Annotated in this window: 18 protein-coding genes; 11 read left to right on the top strand and 7 right to left on the bottom strand. The window is 51.6% G+C overall.

Annotated elements, in window-relative coordinates:
• Nucleotides 1-44: 44 nt before the first annotated feature.
• Genes IEW70_RS04275 through IEW70_RS04255 form a run of 5 tightly spaced genes read left to right on the top strand, consistent with a single transcriptional unit; the run spans nucleotide 45 to nucleotide 4,502 of the window.
• Entirely contained in the window at nucleotides 45-758 is a 714-nt protein-coding gene (locus tag IEW70_RS04275) for a phosphocholine cytidylyltransferase family protein (protein WP_188646664.1), read from the top strand.
• A gap of 18 nt (nucleotides 759-776) precedes the next feature.
• Nucleotides 777-1,871 carry an iron-containing alcohol dehydrogenase family protein gene (locus tag IEW70_RS04270; protein WP_188646663.1) on the top strand — a complete coding sequence of 365 codons (1,095 nt, stop codon included), beginning with the start codon at nucleotides 777-779 and terminating at the stop codon, nucleotides 1,869-1,871.
• A 14-nt stretch (nucleotides 1,872-1,885) separates the two neighbouring features.
• Complete coding sequence (locus tag IEW70_RS04265; protein ID WP_188646662.1) at nucleotides 1,886-2,698, top strand: ABC transporter permease; 813 nt, start codon at nucleotides 1,886-1,888, stop codon at nucleotides 2,696-2,698.
• Between the two features lie 2 nt (nucleotides 2,699-2,700).
• Entirely contained in the window at nucleotides 2,701-3,459 is a 759-nt protein-coding gene (locus tag IEW70_RS04260) for an ABC transporter ATP-binding protein (RefSeq protein ID WP_188646722.1), read from the top strand.
• Nucleotides 3,460-3,467: 8 nt separating this feature from the next.
• Nucleotides 3,468-4,502, top strand: coding sequence for a CDP-alcohol phosphatidyltransferase family protein (locus tag IEW70_RS04255; RefSeq protein WP_188646661.1), 1,035 nt, complete (start codon nucleotides 3,468-3,470; stop codon nucleotides 4,500-4,502).
• Between the two features lie 170 nt (nucleotides 4,503-4,672).
• Here IEW70_RS04255 and IEW70_RS04250 read toward each other — a convergent pair whose 3' ends face one another.
• The 4 genes from IEW70_RS04250 to IEW70_RS04240 form a co-directional block, all read right to left on the bottom strand.
• On the bottom strand, nucleotides 4,673-4,885 hold the full coding sequence (locus IEW70_RS04250; protein WP_188646660.1) for a hypothetical protein: 213 nt from the start codon (nucleotides 4,883-4,885) through the stop codon (nucleotides 4,673-4,675).
• A gap of 65 nt (nucleotides 4,886-4,950) precedes the next feature.
• Complete coding sequence (locus tag IEW70_RS04245; RefSeq protein ID WP_188646659.1) at nucleotides 4,951-5,151, bottom strand: hypothetical protein; 201 nt, start codon at nucleotides 5,149-5,151, stop codon at nucleotides 4,951-4,953.
• Nucleotides 5,152-5,405: 254 nt separating this feature from the next.
• Nucleotides 5,406-5,531: a hypothetical protein gene (locus tag IEW70_RS18065; RefSeq protein ID WP_268234817.1), complete on the bottom strand. Its 126-nt coding sequence runs from the start codon at nucleotides 5,529-5,531 to the stop codon at nucleotides 5,406-5,408.
• A gap of 19 nt (nucleotides 5,532-5,550) precedes the next feature.
• The gene (locus tag IEW70_RS04240) at nucleotides 5,551-5,859 is read right to left on the bottom strand and encodes a YgaP family membrane protein (protein WP_188646658.1); all 309 of its coding nucleotides are present in this window, start codon (nucleotides 5,857-5,859) and stop codon (nucleotides 5,551-5,553) included.
• A gap of 112 nt (nucleotides 5,860-5,971) precedes the next feature.
• Here IEW70_RS04240 and IEW70_RS04235 point away from each other — a divergent pair, with 112 nt between their 5' ends.
• Nucleotides 5,972-7,741 (top strand): adenine deaminase C-terminal domain-containing protein, encoded by a 1,770-nt coding sequence (locus IEW70_RS04235; RefSeq protein WP_188646657.1) that lies wholly within the window; start codon nucleotides 5,972-5,974, stop codon nucleotides 7,739-7,741.
• A 405-nt stretch (nucleotides 7,742-8,146) separates the two neighbouring features.
• Here the strand turns inward: IEW70_RS04235 and IEW70_RS04230 are convergent, their stop codons facing one another.
• Nucleotides 8,147-8,866 (bottom strand): UDP-glucose/GDP-mannose dehydrogenase family protein, encoded by a 720-nt coding sequence (locus IEW70_RS04230; RefSeq protein WP_188646656.1) that lies wholly within the window; start codon nucleotides 8,864-8,866, stop codon nucleotides 8,147-8,149.
• A gap of 177 nt (nucleotides 8,867-9,043) precedes the next feature.
• A complete protein-coding gene (locus tag IEW70_RS04225) occupies nucleotides 9,044-9,307 on the bottom strand; it encodes a hypothetical protein (RefSeq protein WP_188646655.1) in 264 nt (87 codons plus the stop codon).
• A 375-nt stretch (nucleotides 9,308-9,682) separates the two neighbouring features.
• On the opposite strand from IEW70_RS04225, the gene IEW70_RS04220 reads away from it, so the two are divergent.
• From IEW70_RS04220 to ligA, 4 genes are all read left to right on the top strand, one after another.
• Nucleotides 9,683-10,018 carry a YerC/YecD family TrpR-related protein gene (locus IEW70_RS04220; protein ID WP_188646654.1) on the top strand — a complete coding sequence of 112 codons (336 nt, stop codon included), beginning with the start codon at nucleotides 9,683-9,685 and terminating at the stop codon, nucleotides 10,016-10,018.
• Between the two features lie 461 nt (nucleotides 10,019-10,479).
• Nucleotides 10,480-11,199, top strand: coding sequence for a heptaprenylglyceryl phosphate synthase (gene pcrB, locus IEW70_RS04215; protein WP_188646721.1), 720 nt, complete (start codon nucleotides 10,480-10,482; stop codon nucleotides 11,197-11,199).
• Between the two features lie 25 nt (nucleotides 11,200-11,224).
• Nucleotides 11,225-13,453: a DNA helicase PcrA gene (pcrA, locus tag IEW70_RS04210; protein WP_188646653.1), complete on the top strand. Its 2,229-nt coding sequence runs from the start codon at nucleotides 11,225-11,227 to the stop codon at nucleotides 13,451-13,453.
• The gene (gene ligA / locus IEW70_RS04205) at nucleotides 13,443-15,455 is read left to right on the top strand and encodes an NAD-dependent DNA ligase LigA (RefSeq protein ID WP_188646720.1); all 2,013 of its coding nucleotides are present in this window, start codon (nucleotides 13,443-13,445) and stop codon (nucleotides 15,453-15,455) included. Before pcrA ends, ligA begins: the two co-directional genes overlap by 11 nt.
• Nucleotides 15,456-15,518: 63 nt before the next feature.
• Here the strand turns inward: ligA and IEW70_RS04200 are convergent, their stop codons facing one another.
• Complete coding sequence (locus IEW70_RS04200; RefSeq protein WP_268234822.1) at nucleotides 15,519-16,880, bottom strand: tetratricopeptide repeat protein; 1,362 nt, start codon at nucleotides 16,878-16,880, stop codon at nucleotides 15,519-15,521.
• A 450-nt stretch (nucleotides 16,881-17,330) separates the two neighbouring features.
• Between IEW70_RS04200 and IEW70_RS04195 the strand changes: the two genes are divergently transcribed.
• Complete coding sequence (locus IEW70_RS04195) at nucleotides 17,331-19,013, top strand: transglutaminase domain-containing protein (protein ID WP_188646651.1); 1,683 nt, start codon at nucleotides 17,331-17,333, stop codon at nucleotides 19,011-19,013.
• Nucleotides 19,014-19,117: the final 104 nt, after the last annotated feature.

The raw sequence follows: 19,117 nt of genomic DNA, 5'->3' as shown, positions 1-19,117 counted from the left end.
ATTCTGTAAAGCGGATATTACAAAACGGATAAGGAGTGTCCTGAATGAAAGTTGTGATCTTGGCAGCAGGTGTCGGTTCCCGTCTGCGTCCGGAAACGGAAGACAAACCGAAAGCGATGATTCGCATCAACGATAAACCCTTGGTGCAATATCAAGTGGAAAGCGTCAAAAAAGCCGGCTTTGCCGAAAAGGATATTCACATCTTGGGCGGATACAAAATGGAGCGGATCCGTGAATACTTCGAAGGTACGGATATCCAGTTCATCTATAACCCGGAATATGAATCCATGAACAACATTTACTCGTTTTTACTGACGAAAGAAATCGGAGATGATCTGCTCCTAATTAACTCCGACGATTTTTATGATGAGCGGATGATTCCATTGATCTTGAAAGCGGAAGCCCGCACCGCGATCTTGGTAGATCAGCAAAAAGAACTGACGGAAGAATCGATGCGAGTAAAATTGGACAACGGACGTTTGCGCTTGGTGAACAAAAAAATTGCGCTGGATGAGGCGGACGGTGAATACATCGGGATCTCCAAGCTGGCGAAGCCGGAACTGGAAATTCTGTACAAAACGGCAGACGTCATGATCAAAAACGGAGAAACCGATGCATGGTACGAGAATGTGTATGAGGCATGTGCCAACGACATCGATATCATCGGTGTAGATACCAAAGGGTATCCGTGGATTGAGATCGACGACTTCAATGACCTGGATACCGCTAAAAAGTTAGCCTCGTCCGTCTTGTCCTGATCCTGGGGGGAGATCAACATGGCAAAAAAAGTGCATATCCCAATCCAGCTGATCATTGAACACGGGGCCATTCAGAAGCTGCCAGAAACCCAGGTATTTAACTGGGTTGAAGGGAAAAAAGTCGCTTTGGTAAGCGGCCGGGGCAGCACCCGGAAAGTGACGGAAAGGATCGAATCCGTGATCGCGGATCATGTGGCGGAGAGCAAGTTTTTGTGCTGTGAAAACAATACGCTGGATACGATCAACGAGCTGGAGCGGGAAGTGCTGGAGGACACCCCCGATATCATCATCGGTGTGGGCGGCGGCAAAGCGCTGGATGTGTCCAAAGTGGTAGGAACCCGAAGCAATGTGCCGGTGATTCTGTTTCCGACGGCCATTTCCAGCGATGCGATCTGTTCGCCGGTAGCGGTCATCAAGATGCTGAATAAGAGCACCAGTATTGGGGTAAAGATGCCGCAAGCGGTGATTATCGACTTGGACATCTTGTCCTCCTGTCCCCCGCGGCTGATGTCTGCCGGGATCGGAGATCTGCTGTCCAATAAAACGGCCCTCTTCGACTGGAAACTGGCGCATTATGCCAAGAAGGAAGAGATGAACACCTTCGCCGGCCTGATGGCCAACAATGCGGTGGAGTCTTTTATGAATACGTTGAACCATCCGGACGTGGACCGTTCCGAAATGATCAAGGTGGCCTCCGAATCCTTGATCATGAGCGGGATCGCCATGTCCATCGCCGGTTCCAGCCGCCCCTGCAGCGGATCTGAACACTTGATCAGCCACGCCTTGGATTACCACTGCGGCGGTAAGGCTTTGCACGGTGAGCAAGTGGCCATCGGCGTATTGGTAGCTCAGTACCTGCAAGGGCAACGGAGCAAAGTGGAGAGCCTCCTGCCTTACTACGAGAAGCTAGGGCTTCCCACTCATTATGAGGACTTGGGATATACCCGGGAGGAGATGCACCGGGCGATCCGCATGGCGCCGACGATGCGGGACCGGTACACGATCTTGAACGAATTTGAGCTGACCGATGAGTTCATTGATCATATTCTAGATGAGGTGTACCCCATTGAGGCCAAAAATCGGTATCGTCTAATCGGTTCATCTGTCGGATAAGGAGTAAACGCTGTATGTTTGCAGATATTATGAAGTACAAGGAACTGTTATATTTCCTGGTGCACAAAGAAGTGCGCATCCGTTACCGCAACTCGTTTTTCGGGTTTTTCTGGACGTTGTTGGAACCGCTGGGATTAATGGTGATTTATACGATTGTCTTTTCTTTGATCCTGAATGTGGATGACAGTGCGAAAGGACAAAACATCGATCATTATTTTTTGTATGTCCTGTCTGGGCTGATCCCGTGGACCTTCTTCAACAACTCCATGAAAAAAGGGACCAAAGCTTTATCGGGGAGTTCCTCCTTGATTAAGAAAGTGTATTTTCCCCGGGAAATCTTCCCGGTGACGATGCTCTTGTCCAACTTGGTTAACTTTATTCCGGCCTTTGCCCTGGTGATTGCAGTTGCGTTGATTGTGGGGCAGCCTATTTACTGGGATCAGCTGGCATTGTTACCTGCTTTCATCCTTTTGCAATCCGTCTTTATACTGGGACTGGCTTTTCTCGTGTCGGTTCTCAACGTCTTTTACCGGGATGTAGAGTTTATCACCAATTTGTTGCTTCGAGGTTGGATGTATTTGTGTCCCATTATTTATCCCATTAGTTTTGTGACTGAGAGCAACAATGCCATGATTCAGCAGTTTGAATGGCTCTATTTCTTAAATCCGATGGCTGTGATTATCTCCCTGTATCACGGGATATTGTACCAAGGTCAAACAGCACCGCTGGAATACGTAGGGTACTCCATCGGTATCACCTTGCTGGTATTCATCATCGGCTGGGTGGTCTTTAAGCGGCTAAACCGTCGAGTAGGGGAAGTGATTTGACGATGGAAGCCATTGTCGTCAACAACCTGACCAAACACTTTCGCAAGGCCTATGATAAAACCCTGAAAGGGTACTTTATCTCTTTGATCAAGCGGGAAAAACGTTATAAAGAATTTACCGCCCTCAACGATGTTTCCTTCTCGATCAAAAAGGGAGAGTCCTTTGCCATTATCGGGAAAAACGGAGCGGGAAAGAGCACGCTCTTTAAAACCTTGAGCGGCATTATTTACCCCGATTCCGGGGATATCCAGATCAATGGCAAAGTGGCTCCTCTGATCGAGTTGGGTGCGGGTCTTAGCCGGGATTTGACCGGAGCGGAAAATATCCGCCTCAACTGCGCCATTTTTGGTCTCGATAAAGAGCGGATTGAAGAAGTATACCCGAAAATCGTCGAGTTCTCCGAACTAGAAGAGTTCATCCACACGCCGGTGAAGTTTTATTCTTCCGGGATGAAGGCACGGTTGGGCTTTTCCATTGCTATTCATATCGACGCGGACATTATCTTGATTGACGAAGTTCTCGCCGTAGGGGACAAGGATTTCAAGAAAAAATGTTACGCGAAAATGGAAGAGCTCCGTGATTCCGGAAAAACCTTGGTGATCGTTTCCCACAGTCTGAAGCCGCTTCGCAAAATCTGCGACCGGGCGTTGATCCTGGAACGCGGAAAGGTTGTGGAGATCGGTGAGATCAACGAAATGATCGACAAGTACCAAGACGAAAAGAAAGAGAAAAAGGCGAAGAAAAACAAGAAAGGAGCGTGAAGGATCCCTTGAGCGAAGAACGGCGAAAATTTACCCTGGACGATGTGAAGCAAACCTTTAAGAAAAAAGATGCTTGGTGGACAGTGCTGGTGGTGGATCCCGTTGCGGCCCGCCTGATCCTGCCTGTGGCCAACTATACCAATATCACCCCCAACCAGCTATCCATCTTTTCCTTTATTCTCGGGATGATTTCGGTTTATTGTTTTTGGCTCGGCGATTATACCTCTTTGGTAATCGGAGCGCTCTTGTACCATATCAGCTTCATCATCGACTGTATGGACGGGAAAATCGCCCGGATGAAAGGAACAGGTTCCACCTTCGGGATGCTGTTGGACATCAGCTTGGATCACATTCGGGTGGCATTGGCCGGTGTGGCTTTGACCGCTGGGCAGTTCCGGCTGACGGGAGATGTCACCTACCTTTACTTGCTGGCGTTATTCCTGTTGGCTTACTTTGCCCGTCATATCAACGCGCTGCAGCTGTACAAACTGCGTCGGGAAATGAAAGCCAAGCTGCGGAAAGCGAAACGTAAGCTGAAGCGGACGGCGGAAGCTGCCGGGATCGTCATCGATCCTTCCCAGCAGGAAGCCAAGGAAGAGAAAGAGGAAGAAGACGAAGAAGAGCAGGAACAGGCCAAGCAGGAAGGTATTCCGGTTTCGGATGAAACGGTGGATCCTTTGCGGAAGAAGAAAGTGGATTTGCAGCAAGAGTTCAAGTCCAAATATCCCACCTATCTCAAAGTGCGGGACTTTTTCTTAAACAAACGGATTCGGATGCATTTTTGGAGTGGTATCGAGTTTCAGATGTTCATCTTTATCGTGGCGCCCATCCTGGGGATCATCAAAGAAATGATTTTCTTCGGCTCCTTGTTGCTCTTCGCCTTTGAAGCAGCCATTGTCTACAAGATTTGGCTCAGCACGAAAGACTTTGAACGGGAGTTCAACAAAATCAAAGAAGCAACGGAAACCATTGAAGCCACTTTGCCCCCGGAAGAAGAGCGGGAAGGAGAAGGGTCGGGGGCGATGCAACGACAAACGGTGTAAAAATGATGGGTAAAAGCCGTCTCTTCATCAGCCAAGAGGCGGCTATTTTGATATATTTTATAAAATTGAGGATACGGACTGTCCCCATAACAACAACCCCCTGATATCCAGATGGAGATCAGGGGGCTTTCTTTTTACCAGTCAGGAAGAGACCTGAGGATAAGAGCGGGTTAACCGAAGTGCAAGGATTGTTTTTCCCCTTGAAGGCTCAAGGCTTGGATCGGTACTTCAAACCACCAGGCTCCCTGTACCTTTTTGGTGGGTTGATAACCCGCACGTTTCATGGATCGTGCCACGTCCCAACTGGCAGTATAGATTTGAGCGACGTGACACCCTTCATCAAACTGAATCACCGTCTCTTTTTCTTCTTCGCTCAGTGCCATGTTGCCACACTCCCTGTATATAGATGAGTCGAAGTTGGTTGGGGATCATATGTTCTTATTTTATATTACCACGAATTCGGTTTTTTGCCACCTCCCCTTGCTTTTTTTCTATTGGTTCGAGGGAAGGGGTAGGGAAGTCCTTCTTTCGAGGCAAATAGTTGAGAAAGGAAATCCTGCTCTTGTTTTTCACGCTCAGGACACGGAAATCCTTTGTCCTGCAATGCTTGGTGAATTTCTTCCACATAGAGCGAGGGTTCCACTTTCAACACTGAACGTCCCGCATCAAATGAAGCGATGAGAGGATATCGACATCAAAGGGCTTGACCGGGACCGAGTCCGGTCCGTGTTTTTTTCAGCGCACTAAAGTTTTATGCAGGTTGTCCTTCCAAGTAACGTTGCCAAGGCAGTTTTCGGATAAATAAATGGCTCCCCCCCTTATCTGGATAAGGACATATCGTATGGGAGCTTTCAAGTTATGACCCGTCTACTCAGTACTTCCCGAAAAGAAGGGATGGATCAGCTATTCTCCCGCTTTCCGCCGTCGGATATGGTCGAAGATCATAAATAAAACAACGACGATTCCAACGGCGCTGAAAAAGAAAAATCCGACATTCGCCCACCAATCCGTAATTTTGTGCAGGTTCATTGCACGACACTCCGTACCGTTAATATATGGTCGAATCTTCAGGGTTGAATGGATCTGAGGAAGACCCTGCCTTCGATTGCTTGGTGTCGCCTATGCCGGTAACGTTCCTTTTTTTGATGGAGGTTTCCTCTGTACTAACGCCCATGGTGTACAAGAGCGGACAAAAGCGAGTGATTCCTTCCGCGACCTTCATCCCCGAAACGAGGGCTACCAATAACGGCATGCCCTGGTTGGAACGCTGTGACATTCGGGAAATGCTCCACGCCAAGCCGGCTAAACCCAAGGTGATTCGCATGATTGCATCCCAGGTTCCCACATTTTTTTGCATGTGTGTTTCCTCCTTGTCCAAATCTTTGCCTTAGTATCTGCCTGGACAGATTCCTTATACCGTTGGGACACTTGGTTGTGATAGCATGAAAAGGAAGGAAGGAGGAGTCACAGTGTACGACAAATTGAAAGCGGATTCCCTCTCGCGCTTGATTGAGACCAGCATGGGTTTGCGACCACCGCAAAAGGTGCTGACAGGCGGGCAAGTACTTAATGTATATACCGGTCGATTGGAGAATAAAGAGGTGGCGCTGGCGGAAGGTCGCATCGCATACATAGGTTCATTGGAAGAGGGGAAGGTTGTCGCCGGAAACGAGACGGAAGTGATCGATGTATCCGGCTGTGTTCTGGTTCCGGGCTATATTGAGCCCCATGCCCACCCTTTTCAACTTTATAATCCCGTGACATTGGCGGAAAAGGTGCTGAGCACGGGAACGACGACGCTGATCAGCGATAATCTGCATTTTTTTACCGGTTTGGAACCATCGGAGCAGGTTGACTTGCAGGAGGAGCTGGCAAAGTTGCCGGTCCATTACTTCTGGTGGGCGCGATGGGATCCCCAGACCTTTCTCGGGGAGGACCCAGAGGGGTTGTTTTCCTACGAAAGGGTAAAACAAGCGATGGACCTACCCAACGTGTTGCAGGGTGGGGAGCTGACGGACTGGGTTGCCTTGCTGAACCGGGACGCTTCTATGCTTCGGTGGATGTGTGATGCCAAACAGAACGGGCAGCGGGTAGAAGGACATGCGCCTGGAGCTTCTTATCGCACGCTGGCCCGGTTGGCCGCAGCAGGAGTGACCGGAGATCATGAAAGCATCGATCCCGATGAGGTATGGCGTCGCCTGGAGCTTGGCTATATGACTACTCTTCGCCACAGCTCGCTGCGGCCGGATGTTCCGGTGTTGATCAGAGGGTTGATGGAACGGGCGGATGAAGTACCTTGGCACCGGTTGATGATGACCACGGACGGGCCGACACCGCCGTATTTGCGCGAGGGATTTGTTGATGTGATGTTGCGGGCGGCAATGGAAGCCGGATGCGACCCGATTCGCGCGTATCAGATGGTGACGATCAACCCGGCTGTGTACTACGGGCTGGATGACCGGCTGGGCGGGTTGGCTCCCGGGCGGGTGGCGGATATCAATGTGCTGCAGTCCTTGGAAGATCCAACCCCGGTTCACGTACTGGCGCAAGGGGACTGGGCGGTGCAGGATAGAAAGCGCGTACTAGCCATGCCGTTTGTCGACTGGTCTGCCTATGAAGGACTTCGAGTCCTGTCTGATTGGGAAGTATCGCCGTCAGAGTTGAAACTGAATGACCGGGCAGAAACGATCCCCGTCATTCGTATGATCAACCCGGTGATCACCAAGGGGGCGGAAGAACCGGTTACTCCGGATATCCAGAGCGGCTGTTTGCCGCCGGAAGAGGACAGGCTGTATGTAACTCTGGCGGATAGGTATGGACGCTGGATAACCAAAGGGCTGCTGACCGGATTTGGAAGAGGGATCGACGGCTTGGCTTCCACCTATAACGGGTCGGGGGACTTGCTCCTGATCGGTCGGGATGTGGAAGCGATGGCCCGGGCCGCCAATCGGGTGCTTCGTGATGGGGGCGGTATTAGCTGGGATCAGGGTGGGAATGCGCTTTTCCATTTGCCTTTGCCCCTGGGAGGGCACATGAGTCTTCAACCTGCAGATATGCTTATAGATCAATCAGAAGAGCTGATTCGACTTCTGAAGCAACACGACCATCCCTTTTACGATCCCATTTATACGTTCTTGTTTCTGTCTTCCACACATCTTCCGCAAGTGCGTCTCACGTCAAAGGGCATTATGCGGGTGAAGGATCGTCAGATCCTGGCCCCCTCTGAACGGCTTCGTTAACGTCTTAGGGAAAGGCCCTTTTTCCCTGAAAGAGGCCATCTTCAGAAAGAAGAGTTTTTCTACCAATGAGCGACTTTTGAACGACGTACCCAGCTACAAAGCGTGGGACCGAGACCGAGCATGGCAGGACCAGGAGCATGGCGGTGAAGGCGTGACGTGTACCCTGTGGGTCCAAGTCAGGTTTTCCTTTGGCTCGGCCTCGGTCATCGATTTGGAGTGGACAGTCTGACTCTAAGACGTCATACAAAAGATTTGTCAACAAGAAAAGAGCGGCTGTGGGGCAGCCGCTCCTGCAGGAAAGAGGGATTCAAATGAAGAAAGGAAAGAACCGTTGGAAATCAGCGAGGTGAAATACAAACGCAAGCAGCTGATGGGATCAGCTGGATGCAGGGAACAAGCCTTGGCTCATTCCGCTCTGGTAAGGGAGTTATCCTTCGCTTCGCCTTGCTGTTGGCGAAAGCGGGCCAGCATCTGAACATACGAGAGTTTCATCGCCAGATATGCCCGGGAAGCATGCTGGATCCATTCGGCGCTTTGGAAGTCCAAGACTTTCAGTTCGCACGGGATGTCGCGGTATATTCGGGTCACTATTTCTTGGGCTTGGGAGGTTTCGACACCCAGTACGATTTTTTGGGGCTGGAGAAAGTCTCGGACAGCGTTCCCGCGGGAGAAAAAGGCGGGACAATAAGCCACTTCCAACTGTTCGCAGTGCGGATCCTTCTGGAAAGCTTCCTGAATGGCACGGGTGGTTCCCACTGGGACAGCGCTTTGAACCAGGACCAAAGGTTGTCCATCGTGATGCCGTGCGATCAGTTCAACGGCTTTCCAAACCAGGGTCAGGTCGGTACGGCCATTAGGCAAGAGCGGTGTCTCCACCGCGATGATGACTACCTCCCCTTCCCGGATCGCTTCGGGAATATCTGTGAAAAATTGGATTCGTTGTTGATGAAATCCCTGCAGCAACAATTCATTCAAACCCGGCTCCCAGTCAGGGACTCCATCCTCAGGAATCGAAGCTTCCCCGGAAGCACCCAAGTCGACACAGATGGTCTGGTGTCCCAAATGGGAAAGACAAGCTCCGGTGACCAATCCGACAGATCCCGTTCCCAACACGGTGATGTTCATGGACAAGCCCCTCCTTATCGACGGAACTGACTGGATGACGGGTTCATCCTCGTTGCTGTCGATTTCACTTTCACATTAACAAACCGATGTAAACAAAACGTTAAGAAGGGTTTAAGATTAACCGAATGAAAAAACCACCTGGAATACAGGTGGTTAAAGGAATGAGGCATTTGTCACTCACTCATCCGGCTGTTCCATAACCAGTTTGGCCTCTTCTTTGATGACCCGTTCCACTTCGTTCAACTGTTCGATGGCGTTGGGCAACTGTTGGATTTTGCGCATGTCCGGCTCCATAAATTGCACTTTGCCGCCTTTTTCGGAGTGAACATAGCGTGCCAGGCTTTCTAAATAGGAATTGCCGTCTTTTTTAATGGCGTAACGGAAAATGTAAAAAGGATGTTCCTTTTCTTCCAAACCTTTGGATTGAATGACGATGGACATAAAATCTCTCCTTCCGGAAAAGGTGCTGCCTTGGATGGGTGTTACCGCCTATTGTAACAGGAGACGACGAAAACAACAAAAGGCGGCGCCCTGGATTGAGGAGAGCGAATTCCCGTCGGCTTTTATTTCAGCTGTCAAGATTTCTTTTTAATCCATCGATACAGACCCACGGCAATCCCCATAAGGACTAGGAAATTAAGGAGAGAAAATCCTGGTATGAAGACTTCTCCTTTTATCGTTTATCCAGCGGACACGCGAAAGATCGGTAAGTTTTATGTCCGATCACTGCGGACAAAAAAGGAAGTTTGCATCTTGCTGTCGAATGTTATACTTTAAAGGATAAAAGCGGCTGTGAGGGATGAAAGAGGTGAAACCATGCAGCTGAATAAATTGCGTAAAAAGGAAGTAGACCAACTGTTTGAAGCTGTATTGACGTTGGAAACCATCGAGGAATGCTATCAGTTTTTTGATGACTTGTGCACCGTCGGCGAAATCAAATCCCTTGCCCAGCGCCTGGAAGTGGCCCGGATGCTTCGTAAAGGGTACACCTATAATCAAATCGAAGCAGACACGGGTGCCAGTACGGCCACCATCTCCCGCGTAAAGCGCTGCCTTCACTATGGAACCGACGGCTATGCGTTGGCGTTGGATCGACTGGAAAAGCGGACAGAGCCGGAAGCGGACAATAAAAAAGCAACATCCCGTAAATAAGCTGCGTGAGACACGCAGCTTTTGAGGCTACTGACAAAGTTTCTTGACATGAGCTGAAGAACTCTTTGCCCGAGCAGCGACTTTTGACGACGAACTCAGCGACAAGAGAGGAGACGAGACAAAAAGCGGCGCATAGCACGACCTGGGAGCTTACGACCAAGGCGTGACTTGACCTTTTTGAGTGCACTCCGCATTGTGCCGCGTCTCGTCGGCTCGGAGCGGACAGTATGACTTCTGCGTCGGAGGAAAGGGAGCAACGGGTAAAAGAGTCGAAGCTATCATAAAGGCTTGTCATTAATCTGGTAAGCTGCGTAAGACACGCAGCTTTTTTTGGTTTATTAAGGATGACGTGGATGGGAGAAAGATCGGGCGATGGCGCGGGTCCGATTTCCTTTAATGCGAACATCCAGTCGTGTATAATGGTGCTGATGCAGACAAGCACGGTTGGAGGGGGCGGGCCCATGCTGGAAGAGCGGATGAGAAGATGGCGGCACGTATTTAAATTGGACCCCAACCGGCCCATTTCCGATGAAGCATTGGCTGCGGTGGCCGAGTCCGGGACCGATGCCGTCATCATCGGCGGGACGGACGGTATTACCTATGAAAATACCCGGGAGCTGTGGGAGCGAGTGAGCCGGTTTCCGGTACCTTGTGTGCAGGAGATTTCTTCAACTGATGCGGTCGTTCCCAGTTGTGAAGGGCATCTTATTCCCGTTGTGCTGAACGCCCGGGAGACGGAGTGGTTGGGAGGCGCCCAGCATCGGGCCATCAAGCTGTTTGGCGACTGGATCCCATGGGAGCAAATTGCCGTGCTGGGGTATGTCGTGCTCAATCCGGATTCCAAAGTCGCTCGGCTGACCCGCAGCCGGACGGAACTGCAACCGGCAGACATGACCGCCTATATCCGGTTGGCGGAGCGTCTTTTCCGCTTGCCGGCGGCTTATGTGGAATACAGCGGGACGTATGGGGAGCCGGCCATGGTGGAAGCGGCCCGCCGGGGAAAGAAGGATGTACAGCTCTTCTATGGCGGAGGGATCTCTACACAAGAGCAGGCGGAAACGATGGCCCGTCTCGCCGATACGGTCGTGGTCGGCAACCTCATTTATGAAAATCTGGAGCAAGCTTTGCAGACCGTCCGCTGGGTGAAGGAACCATCCGGCGGCAAATCAACCCAGACTTGAAAGAGAGAAGAAAGGTGCGATATAGATGGCACATCAAGCGTGGACCAGCGACAGCCTGCTCGATGGGCTGAACCCTGCCCAACAAAAGGCGGTGGAGACGACAAAAGGGCCGCTGTTGATCGTGGCTGGTGCAGGCAGCGGCAAAACCCGGGTCCTGACCAATCGGGTGGCTTATTTGCTGGGAGAAAAACGGGTGCATCCCTGGAATCTCCTCGCCATCACGTTTACCAACAAAGCGGCCCGGGAGATGAAAGAGCGGATCGGCCGCTTGGTCGGACCGGAGGCGGAAGACATCTGGATATCCACGTTTCACTCCATGTGTGTTCGGATGCTTCGAAAAGATATCGAACGGATCGGATATTCCCGCAATTTTACCATTCTGGATACATCGGATCAGCTGACGGTGATCAAACAGGTGCTGAAAGAGCTCAACCTGGACCCCAAACAACACAATCCTCGCAGTCTCCTTCACCAGATCAGCTCGGCCAAAAACAAGCTGATTTCCGCCCGGGAGATGAAGGAACGGGCGGGCAGCTTCCTGGAGGAGATCACCGCCAAGGTGTATGAAGCCTACCAGCACAAATTGCGCGCCAACCAATCCCTCGACTTTGACGATCTGTTGGTGGAGACGGTACGTTTGTTCCATAGTGTGCCGGAAGTGTTGGATTATTACCAGAAAAAGTTCCAATACATCCACGTCGACGAGTATCAGGACACCAACCATGTCCAGTACGTGCTGGTAAATATGTTGGCGGCCAAGCACCGCAATATCTGTGTCGTGGGCGATTCGGACCAGTCGATTTACCGGTTCCGGGGCGCCGACATTACCAACATCCTCCATTTTGAGCGGGATTACCCCGATGCCACGGTCATCAAACTGGAACAGAACTACCGTTCTACCAAAACCATCTTGAACGCAGCCAACGGCGTGATCGCTCACAATACCGAGCGAAAACCGAAAAATCTGTGGACGGAAAACCATCAAGGCGAGCCGATCCAACTCTATGAGGCCGACAATGAACACGACGAAGCTTATTTTGTCGCGGACACCATTGTAAAAGGAAGACAAAACGGGCAAAATTATAGCGATTTTGCTGTATTGTACCGTACCAATGCCCAGTCCCGGGTGATAGAGGAAGTCTTCCTCAAATCGAACATCCCCTATCAAATGGTCGGCGGCATGAAGTTCTACGAACGGAAAGAGATCAAGGACCTCCTCGCTTACCTGCGCTTGGTAGTCAATCCCGATGACGACCTTAGCCTAACCCGGGTGATCAACGTCCCCAAACGGGGGATTGGACAGGCGACCGTGGAGAAGATCGCCGCCTATGCCGACAGTCAGGGCATTTCCATGTACCGAGCGCTGATGGAGGCGGACCGGATCGGGTTGACGGCCCGGTTTATGAAGCCTCTCGGGGAATTCGCGACATTGATCCGGGATTTGAGCGCGATGATGGAATATCTTACGGCCAGCGAGATGACGGAAGAAGTATTGACCCGCACCGGATATCGCGAGGAATTGAAGAAGGAAGACACCCTGGAAGCGGCGAGCCGCTTGGAAAACATCGAGGAGTTTCTGTCGGTCACCCAGGAGTTTGAACAGAAAAACGAAGACAAAACCCTGGTCGCCTTTTTGACGGAGCTGGCCCTGGTATCTGATGTGGATCATTTGGAGGACGAGGGCGAAGAGTCGGGAGATGCCGTCACGATGATGACGCTTCACAGCGCCAAAGGGTTGGAGTTTCCCGAAGTGTTCCTGGTGGGGATGGAAGAGGGGATTTTTCCTCACACCCGCACGATGGAAGATGATCGGGAACTGGAAGAAGAGCGGCGGCTTGCTTATGTGGGCATTACCCGGGCGGAGAAGAAGCTGTACCTGACTCGGGCCCGAACCCGGATGCTGTTCGGACAAACCAGTGCCAACCCGCCTTCCTGCTTTCTGCGGGAAATCCCCCCGGAACTCTTGGAGCCGGTGGGCAAAGCGGGAGCTACGGTGCTGAAAAAGCCGGTCGTACGCCAAGGCCCTGTCCGTCCGTCCCCCAATGCCGATCTCGATTGGCAGCCGGGCGACCGGGTGCAGCATAAAAAATGGGGCATCGGCACCGTGGTCAAGGTTCAAGGGCAGGGAGACGATATGGAGTTGAATATCGCTTTCCCGGCACCTGTGGGCGTGAAACGCCTGCTGGCCCAATTTGCCCCGATCACCCGAGCGGATGAAGGGGGAAGAAGGAGCGATGGAAACCGTGGATCGTGAACAAGCTCGAAAGCGGCTCGCCGAACTGCGCGAGGAGATCAACGAACACAACCACCGATATTATGTACTGGATCAGCCGGTGATCTCTGATCAGGAATACGACCGCTTGATGCGGGAATTGCTGCAACTGGAGGAACAATATCCGGATTTGGTGACTCCTGACTCCCCTTCCCAGCGGGTGGGCGGGGAGCCGCTTCCTTATTTTGAGAAAGTGCAGCACGACATCCCGATGCTCAGCCTGGGAAACGCTTTTGACTTCGAGGATCTGAAGGACTTCGACAACCGGATCAAACGGGCGGCAGGCGTGGACGCCGTCGATTATGTATGCGAACTGAAGATTGACGGTTTGGCCGTATCCCTGCGGTATGAGGACGGAGTGTTCGTTCGGGGAGCCACCCGCGGCGACGGGCAGACCGGGGAGAACATCACCCAGAACCTGAAAACGATCCGCTCCCTACCACTGCGCTTAAAGGAGCCGGTCAACCTGGAAGTACGGGGGGAGGCGTTTCTGCCCCGCAAGGAGTTTGAGCGGATCAATGCCCAGAAAGAAGAACGGGGAGAAGCCTTGTTTGCCAATCCCCGCAACGCTGCTGCGGGGTCCCTTCGGCAGCTGGACCCGAAGCTGGCCGCGGAGCGTGCTTTGGACATCTTTCTGTATGGAATCGGCATGATCGAAGGGAAAAAGCGTCCCGGCACCCACACCGAGTCCCTGGAATTGCTGTCCCGCCTCGGTCTCAAGGTGAACCCCGAGCGGGTGACGGTCAAAGGGATGGATGATGTGATGGACTTCGTCGATCATTGGCGGGAACATCGGATGGAGCTGGGTTATGATATCGACGGCATTGTAATCAAAGTGGATGATCTGGAGTTGCGGGAACGGTTGGGAACGACCGCTAAAAGTCCCCGTTGGGCCATCGCCTACAAGTTTCCGGCGGAAGAAGCGGTGACCGTCCTCCGGGACATCGAAATCAACGTGGGCCGAACCGGTGCGGTGACGCCGACGGCGGTGTTGGACCCTGTGACGCTGGCGGGGACGACCGTACAGCGGGCTTCTCTTCACAATGAAGATTTTATCCGGGAAAAAGGTATTCTTCTGGGGGATCACGTGATCGTGAAAAAGGCGGGGGACATCATTCCCGAAGTCGTGGGCGTGCTGAAGGAACACCGGACCGGGAATGAGAAGCCCTATGCCATGCCCACCCACTGTCCCGAGTGCGGCAGCCGGCTGGTTCGGCTGGAAGAGGAAGTGGCTCTGCGCTGCATCAATCCCCAGTGTCCCGCCCAAACACGAGAAGGCATCATCCATTTTGTTTCCCGAGGGGCGATGAATATCGAGGGTCTGGGGGAACGGGTGGTTACCCAGCTCTTTGATGCAGGGTTGGTACGGGGACCCGCCGACTTGTACGATTTGAAGGAAGAACAGCTGCTTCCCTTGGAACGGATGGGCAAGAAGTCGGTGGAAAATCTGCTTGCCGCGATCGAGAAAAGCAAAGAAAACTCGCTGGAACGTGTTTTGTTCGGTTTGGGTATCCGTTTTGTCGGAGCTAAGGGAGCCAAAATCCTGGCCCAGCACTTTGGGAATATAGATCGCCTGATGGAAGCGACGGAAGAGGAACTCCTCGCCATCGACGAAATCGGCCCCAAAATGGCGGACAGTGTCGTCACTTATTTTGATAAACCCGAAGTGAAAAAGACAATTGAGCGGCTGCGGGAAGCAGGGGTCAACCTGACGTACAAAGGGCCTTCCCTTGCGCAGCGGGAGCAGGCAGACAGTTCCTTTGCCGGCAAGACGGTGGTGCTGACCGGTACTCTGGAGCGGATGAGTCGCAAAGAGGCTGCTGCCCGCATCGAAGCACTGGGCGGCAAAGTAACCGGCAGCGTCAGCAAGAATACCGACATGCTGATTGCCGGCGAGAAGGCGGGCTCCAAACTGAAAAAGGCCCGGGAATTGGGTGTGCCAGTGGTGGACGAAGAAGCATTGTTGAAGATGCTGGGGGAATAGATGTGAAAAACCGGCCTTTCCATTGCGAAGGGGCCGGTTTTCCTTTAGAAGGATATAAAATAATCAGTTCAGCTTTCCGATGACGGATGACGAACTTCCTTGTTTCAACGCCTTGACGATTTTTTTCGCCTTGGGCAGGTTGACATCAAAGTCGACCGAAGGGAACATGCTGTTGTAATTTTCAGCGGCGAGGAGAAGATAGCGGTTGGCTTCCTCGATTTCGCCCTTCTCAAAGAGGTATTTCCCGAGAGTGTGAGAGGTGCGGGCCACTTTTTCATAGATTTCTAAGGATTGAAACGAACGGATGGCTTTCGTATAGCAAGCCTGGAACTCGTCAAATTCTCCTTGAGCGTAGTGGATCTGTCCGAGGTAGATCAGGCATTCCGCCATCATTCGTTCCCGGTTTTTCAACAGTTCCATCGCTGCGTCAATGTGTTGCCGGGCTTTGTCCAGGTCATTCATTTTGAGGTAGGTTTGGCACAAAGCCTGATGGACGCAACCGATCTCCCAGTCGGCCAGCTTGTCTATATCGACGACTTCCAAAGACAGATTAAGAAAATACGTCGCCCGGTCGAATGCCTCCAGTTTCATATGGCAAACGCCCAAATTATGATAGGCCCGGGAGATGAATACCGGTGAGATCGTCAATTGGTTGGCCATCCGCAGAACGCGTTCAAAACACTGGATGCCCTCGACATAATCTCCGTTATACGTGTGGCAGGAGCCGAGGATGTTGAGCATGGCACACATTTCGACCCACCGATCCTGCCGCAGCATGACTTGAATCGCTTTTTCCGCGTATAAGATGCCGAGCGGCGGGTTGCCCAGGAGAAGATAGACTTTGCCCAGATTACCGTATATGTATCCCTTCTCCAGTTCGTCCGTCACTTCCGGCAAGATTTTTTCCGCCGCTTTGTAGTGAATCAGGGCTTTCTCGTATTGATCCTTCTGAAATTCAATATTGCCTTTAATCCGAAGGTACCAGACCAAGACATTGGGATCGTCCTGGAACTGCTCCCATCGCTCTTCAAACTCTTTCAGTTTGGGAAGATAACGAACTTCGTCAAATTGGTGCACCCACAGGTTGATTTCCATCAGATCGATTTTCATTAACACTTTGGAGTCAGCGACAGAGGAGGACAGGGATTTGAGGGCTTCCAGGTTTTCGAGTGCCTGCTCCACCCCTTCGTAGATCAGGGCGGTTTGGACCTTATCAATCAGATTTTCCGCTTCTTTAATCGTTTCTTCGTCGGTGACTCCCATCAGGTTTTGCATGGTGGTGCGGAGGCGTCGGGCCAAGGGGTTTAAGATGTCTGGGCGGGGCTGTGCTTTTTCGTTCTCAATCAGGCTTAGATAAGGAATGGATATGATACCTTCGGCCAATTCGGCTTGTGTCAGCCCCAGCTCTTTCCGCCTTCTGCGGATGTTGTTTCCTAGGCCGATCGGGGGACCCCCCTTTCCAAAAATGGCATGTGCACGCCCTTTTCTTTAAAATCCTTGTTGTTTCCATCATACTGGCCTCCAGATTTGTGTCAACCCCGCGGATGAGGAGCGATAATCAGAAAGTTTTAAAACATGCCGTGGAAAATGCAAAAAAAGAGGGGTTTTAAGGACAAGATTTTGTCGAATCCTGTCGAATTTTTAAAAACACGAACGGCCATTTTTGTTGTATTATAATAGTGAACCCGGAGTTGCAAATCGTGTAGGACAAAGTTCCTACTCCCTTTTGGTCTTTTGGTCTTGGTCTGAATCCTTTGTTGGTGGACTGCCTAGTCAGGCGGTCTTTTTTTTATGTCCCGGAAAAAGAAGATACAGAAAAACAAAACTTCCTTGATATAATGGTTGAAGGATTTTCGAAAAAATGGAGGAGCTTGTGTGCGACAATATGGGTTGGGTTTCATTGTTGGTATCTTGCTATTAACGATGATCGGCTGCGCAAGGATGGATGTCCCTTTTGGAATGGAGATGTCCTCTTCCGGAGGAAACCAGTGGGATCGATTGGCTCTGGAGAAAAATCAATCCCTTGATCTGGAGAAGCTGCAACTGAGTTCCTACGCGGAAAAAGCAGGAGCTCAGCTGTCCTCCCCCCGATATCAAACCTTTGCGGTGAATGAACGGTTTCGGGTAAAGGGGTCGGCCGCCCGACATGCTGCTTTTCAATCGGATGTGGCATGGATTGAAGTGGTGAAGAAAGGAACGGGTTCATCGGAGGAGAATACCTTCTCCTACTATGCTCCGTTGAGAGAGGGGCGTTTTGATCAGGATGTCCGGCTTTTTGACGGCAAGGGCACGTATCAAGTCACCGTCCGCTTGCCGAGTATGGAGGAAGAAGATCGTTTTTATGACATCGCCCGTTTTGAAGTGATCAATGTGAATCCCAGAAAATATCGGGATATCGCATATACCCGGGCGGGACGCCAGGCTGGCCTGTACATCGAGCAGCCGGCCAGAGGAAGAGTGGCGGCAGATGGACGGTTCAAGTTGCAAGGGCGCACAAAAGATCTCGGTGTGAAACGATTGATGCTCCGGCTGGAAAAAGGGGATCGGCATTGGGAGCAACTGATCTCCGTGAAAAATGGCGCTTTTTACACAGAGGTCCCTCTTCTTTACGGCAAAGGGGAACACAAGTTGACCGTGATGCTGCCGGATCCTCAACGGGATCGGTATTTCAACGAAGGGGCTTCCTTGCTGATCGATAATCGCTCTTCTGCTAAAAAGGAGCCGATAGTCTATTTTAAGCATTACCAGGAGCGGGGCGTGAAGCTGACCTATCCCTTGGCGGGCGGTGACAAGGCGGACATGAAATACCGCATCCGGGGGCAGATTGATCCCGATGCACCTTTTGCCAAGGAGACCAAGCATTTGATCGTGCAAACCAAGAAGGACGGCCTTGATGCGACCTATTTTGTCCCGGTGAAAAACTACCGGTTTGACGGGTTTTTCTGGTTGCGGTTCGGACCGGGCAAATATGAGGTGACCGTGAATGTCCCGGAGATCACGCAAGAGCAGCGGGATTACTTCCGTTTCTTTGGGGTCGCCCGGTTCCATGTGGTGAACACCGCTCAGAAAGATCTGCGCAATTTGCTTCCTTCCCGCGGCATCCAGTCCGATTCTCCGGCCATTCGGCAATTGGCGGAAGACCTGACCCGGGGAAAACGGACGGACCGGGAGAAAGCCCTGGCGATCTATGAATATGTGGCCAAGACCATGGATTACGATGTGCACAAGTTCCGGACGGATGCTTTTGAATATGACGACAGCGCTTTAAAAGCCCTGCGAGAAAAAACAGGTGTATGTCAGGATTATTCTTTCCTGGCTGCAGCTTTGTTGCGATCCATCCAGATGGAGACCCGCTTTGTCCAAGGATTTGCCGAAGGCAACCGGCATGCATGGATTGAAGTGAAAGTGGACGGACGCTGGCTCACGATGGATCCTACATGGGGTTCTGGATATCTTGACGGAAGCGGAAAATTTGTTAAGCGGTATACCACCGAGTATTTCGATCCCAATCCGGCAGTGTTTTCCAAAACCCATACCCGGACGGGCGTATTGTACTAGGTTGATAAGACTGAGGGAAAAAAGAGCCGTAGCCCGGGACCCAGCGTTTAAGGTGTAACGTGTACCTGCGGGCTCTTGTGACGTGGGTGGACACAGGCTTTTAA

This window comes from Marinithermofilum abyssi (assembly GCF_014641195.1).
In the GTDB taxonomy this organism is placed as follows: domain Bacteria; phylum Bacillota; class Bacilli; order Thermoactinomycetales; family DSM-45169; genus Marinithermofilum; species Marinithermofilum abyssi.
The sequence above is the reverse complement of the archived record's forward strand: the minus strand, read 5'-3'. Positions and strand labels throughout refer to the sequence as shown.

Coding starts and splice junctions, on each gene's coding strand:
- IEW70_RS04265 (WP_188646662.1), top strand. CDS start 1,886: ATGTTTGCAGATATTATGAAGTACAAGGAACTGTTATATTTCCTGGTG.
- IEW70_RS04270 (WP_188646663.1), top strand. CDS start 777: ATGGCAAAAAAAGTGCATATCCCAATCCAGCTGATCATTGAACACGGG.
- IEW70_RS04225 (WP_188646655.1), bottom strand. CDS start 9,307: ATGTCCATCGTCATTCAATCCAAAGGTTTGGAAGAAAAGGAACATCCT.
- IEW70_RS04240 (WP_188646658.1), bottom strand. CDS start 5,859: ATGCAAAAAAATGTGGGAACCTGGGATGCAATCATGCGAATCACCTTG.
- IEW70_RS04230 (WP_188646656.1), bottom strand. CDS start 8,866: ATGAACATCACCGTGTTGGGAACGGGATCTGTCGGATTGGTCACCGGA.
- IEW70_RS04260 (WP_188646722.1), top strand. CDS start 2,701: ATGGAAGCCATTGTCGTCAACAACCTGACCAAACACTTTCGCAAGGCC.
- pcrB (WP_188646721.1), top strand. CDS start 10,480: ATGCTGGAAGAGCGGATGAGAAGATGGCGGCACGTATTTAAATTGGAC.
- IEW70_RS18065 (WP_268234817.1), bottom strand. CDS start 5,531: ATGAACCTGCACAAAATTACGGATTGGTGGGCGAATGTCGGATTTTTC.
- IEW70_RS04275 (WP_188646664.1), top strand. CDS start 45: ATGAAAGTTGTGATCTTGGCAGCAGGTGTCGGTTCCCGTCTGCGTCCG.
- IEW70_RS04250 (WP_188646660.1), bottom strand. CDS start 4,885: ATGGCACTGAGCGAAGAAGAAAAAGAGACGGTGATTCAGTTTGATGAA.
- pcrA (WP_188646653.1), top strand. CDS start 11,225: ATGGCACATCAAGCGTGGACCAGCGACAGCCTGCTCGATGGGCTGAAC.
- IEW70_RS04220 (WP_188646654.1), top strand. CDS start 9,683: ATGCAGCTGAATAAATTGCGTAAAAAGGAAGTAGACCAACTGTTTGAA.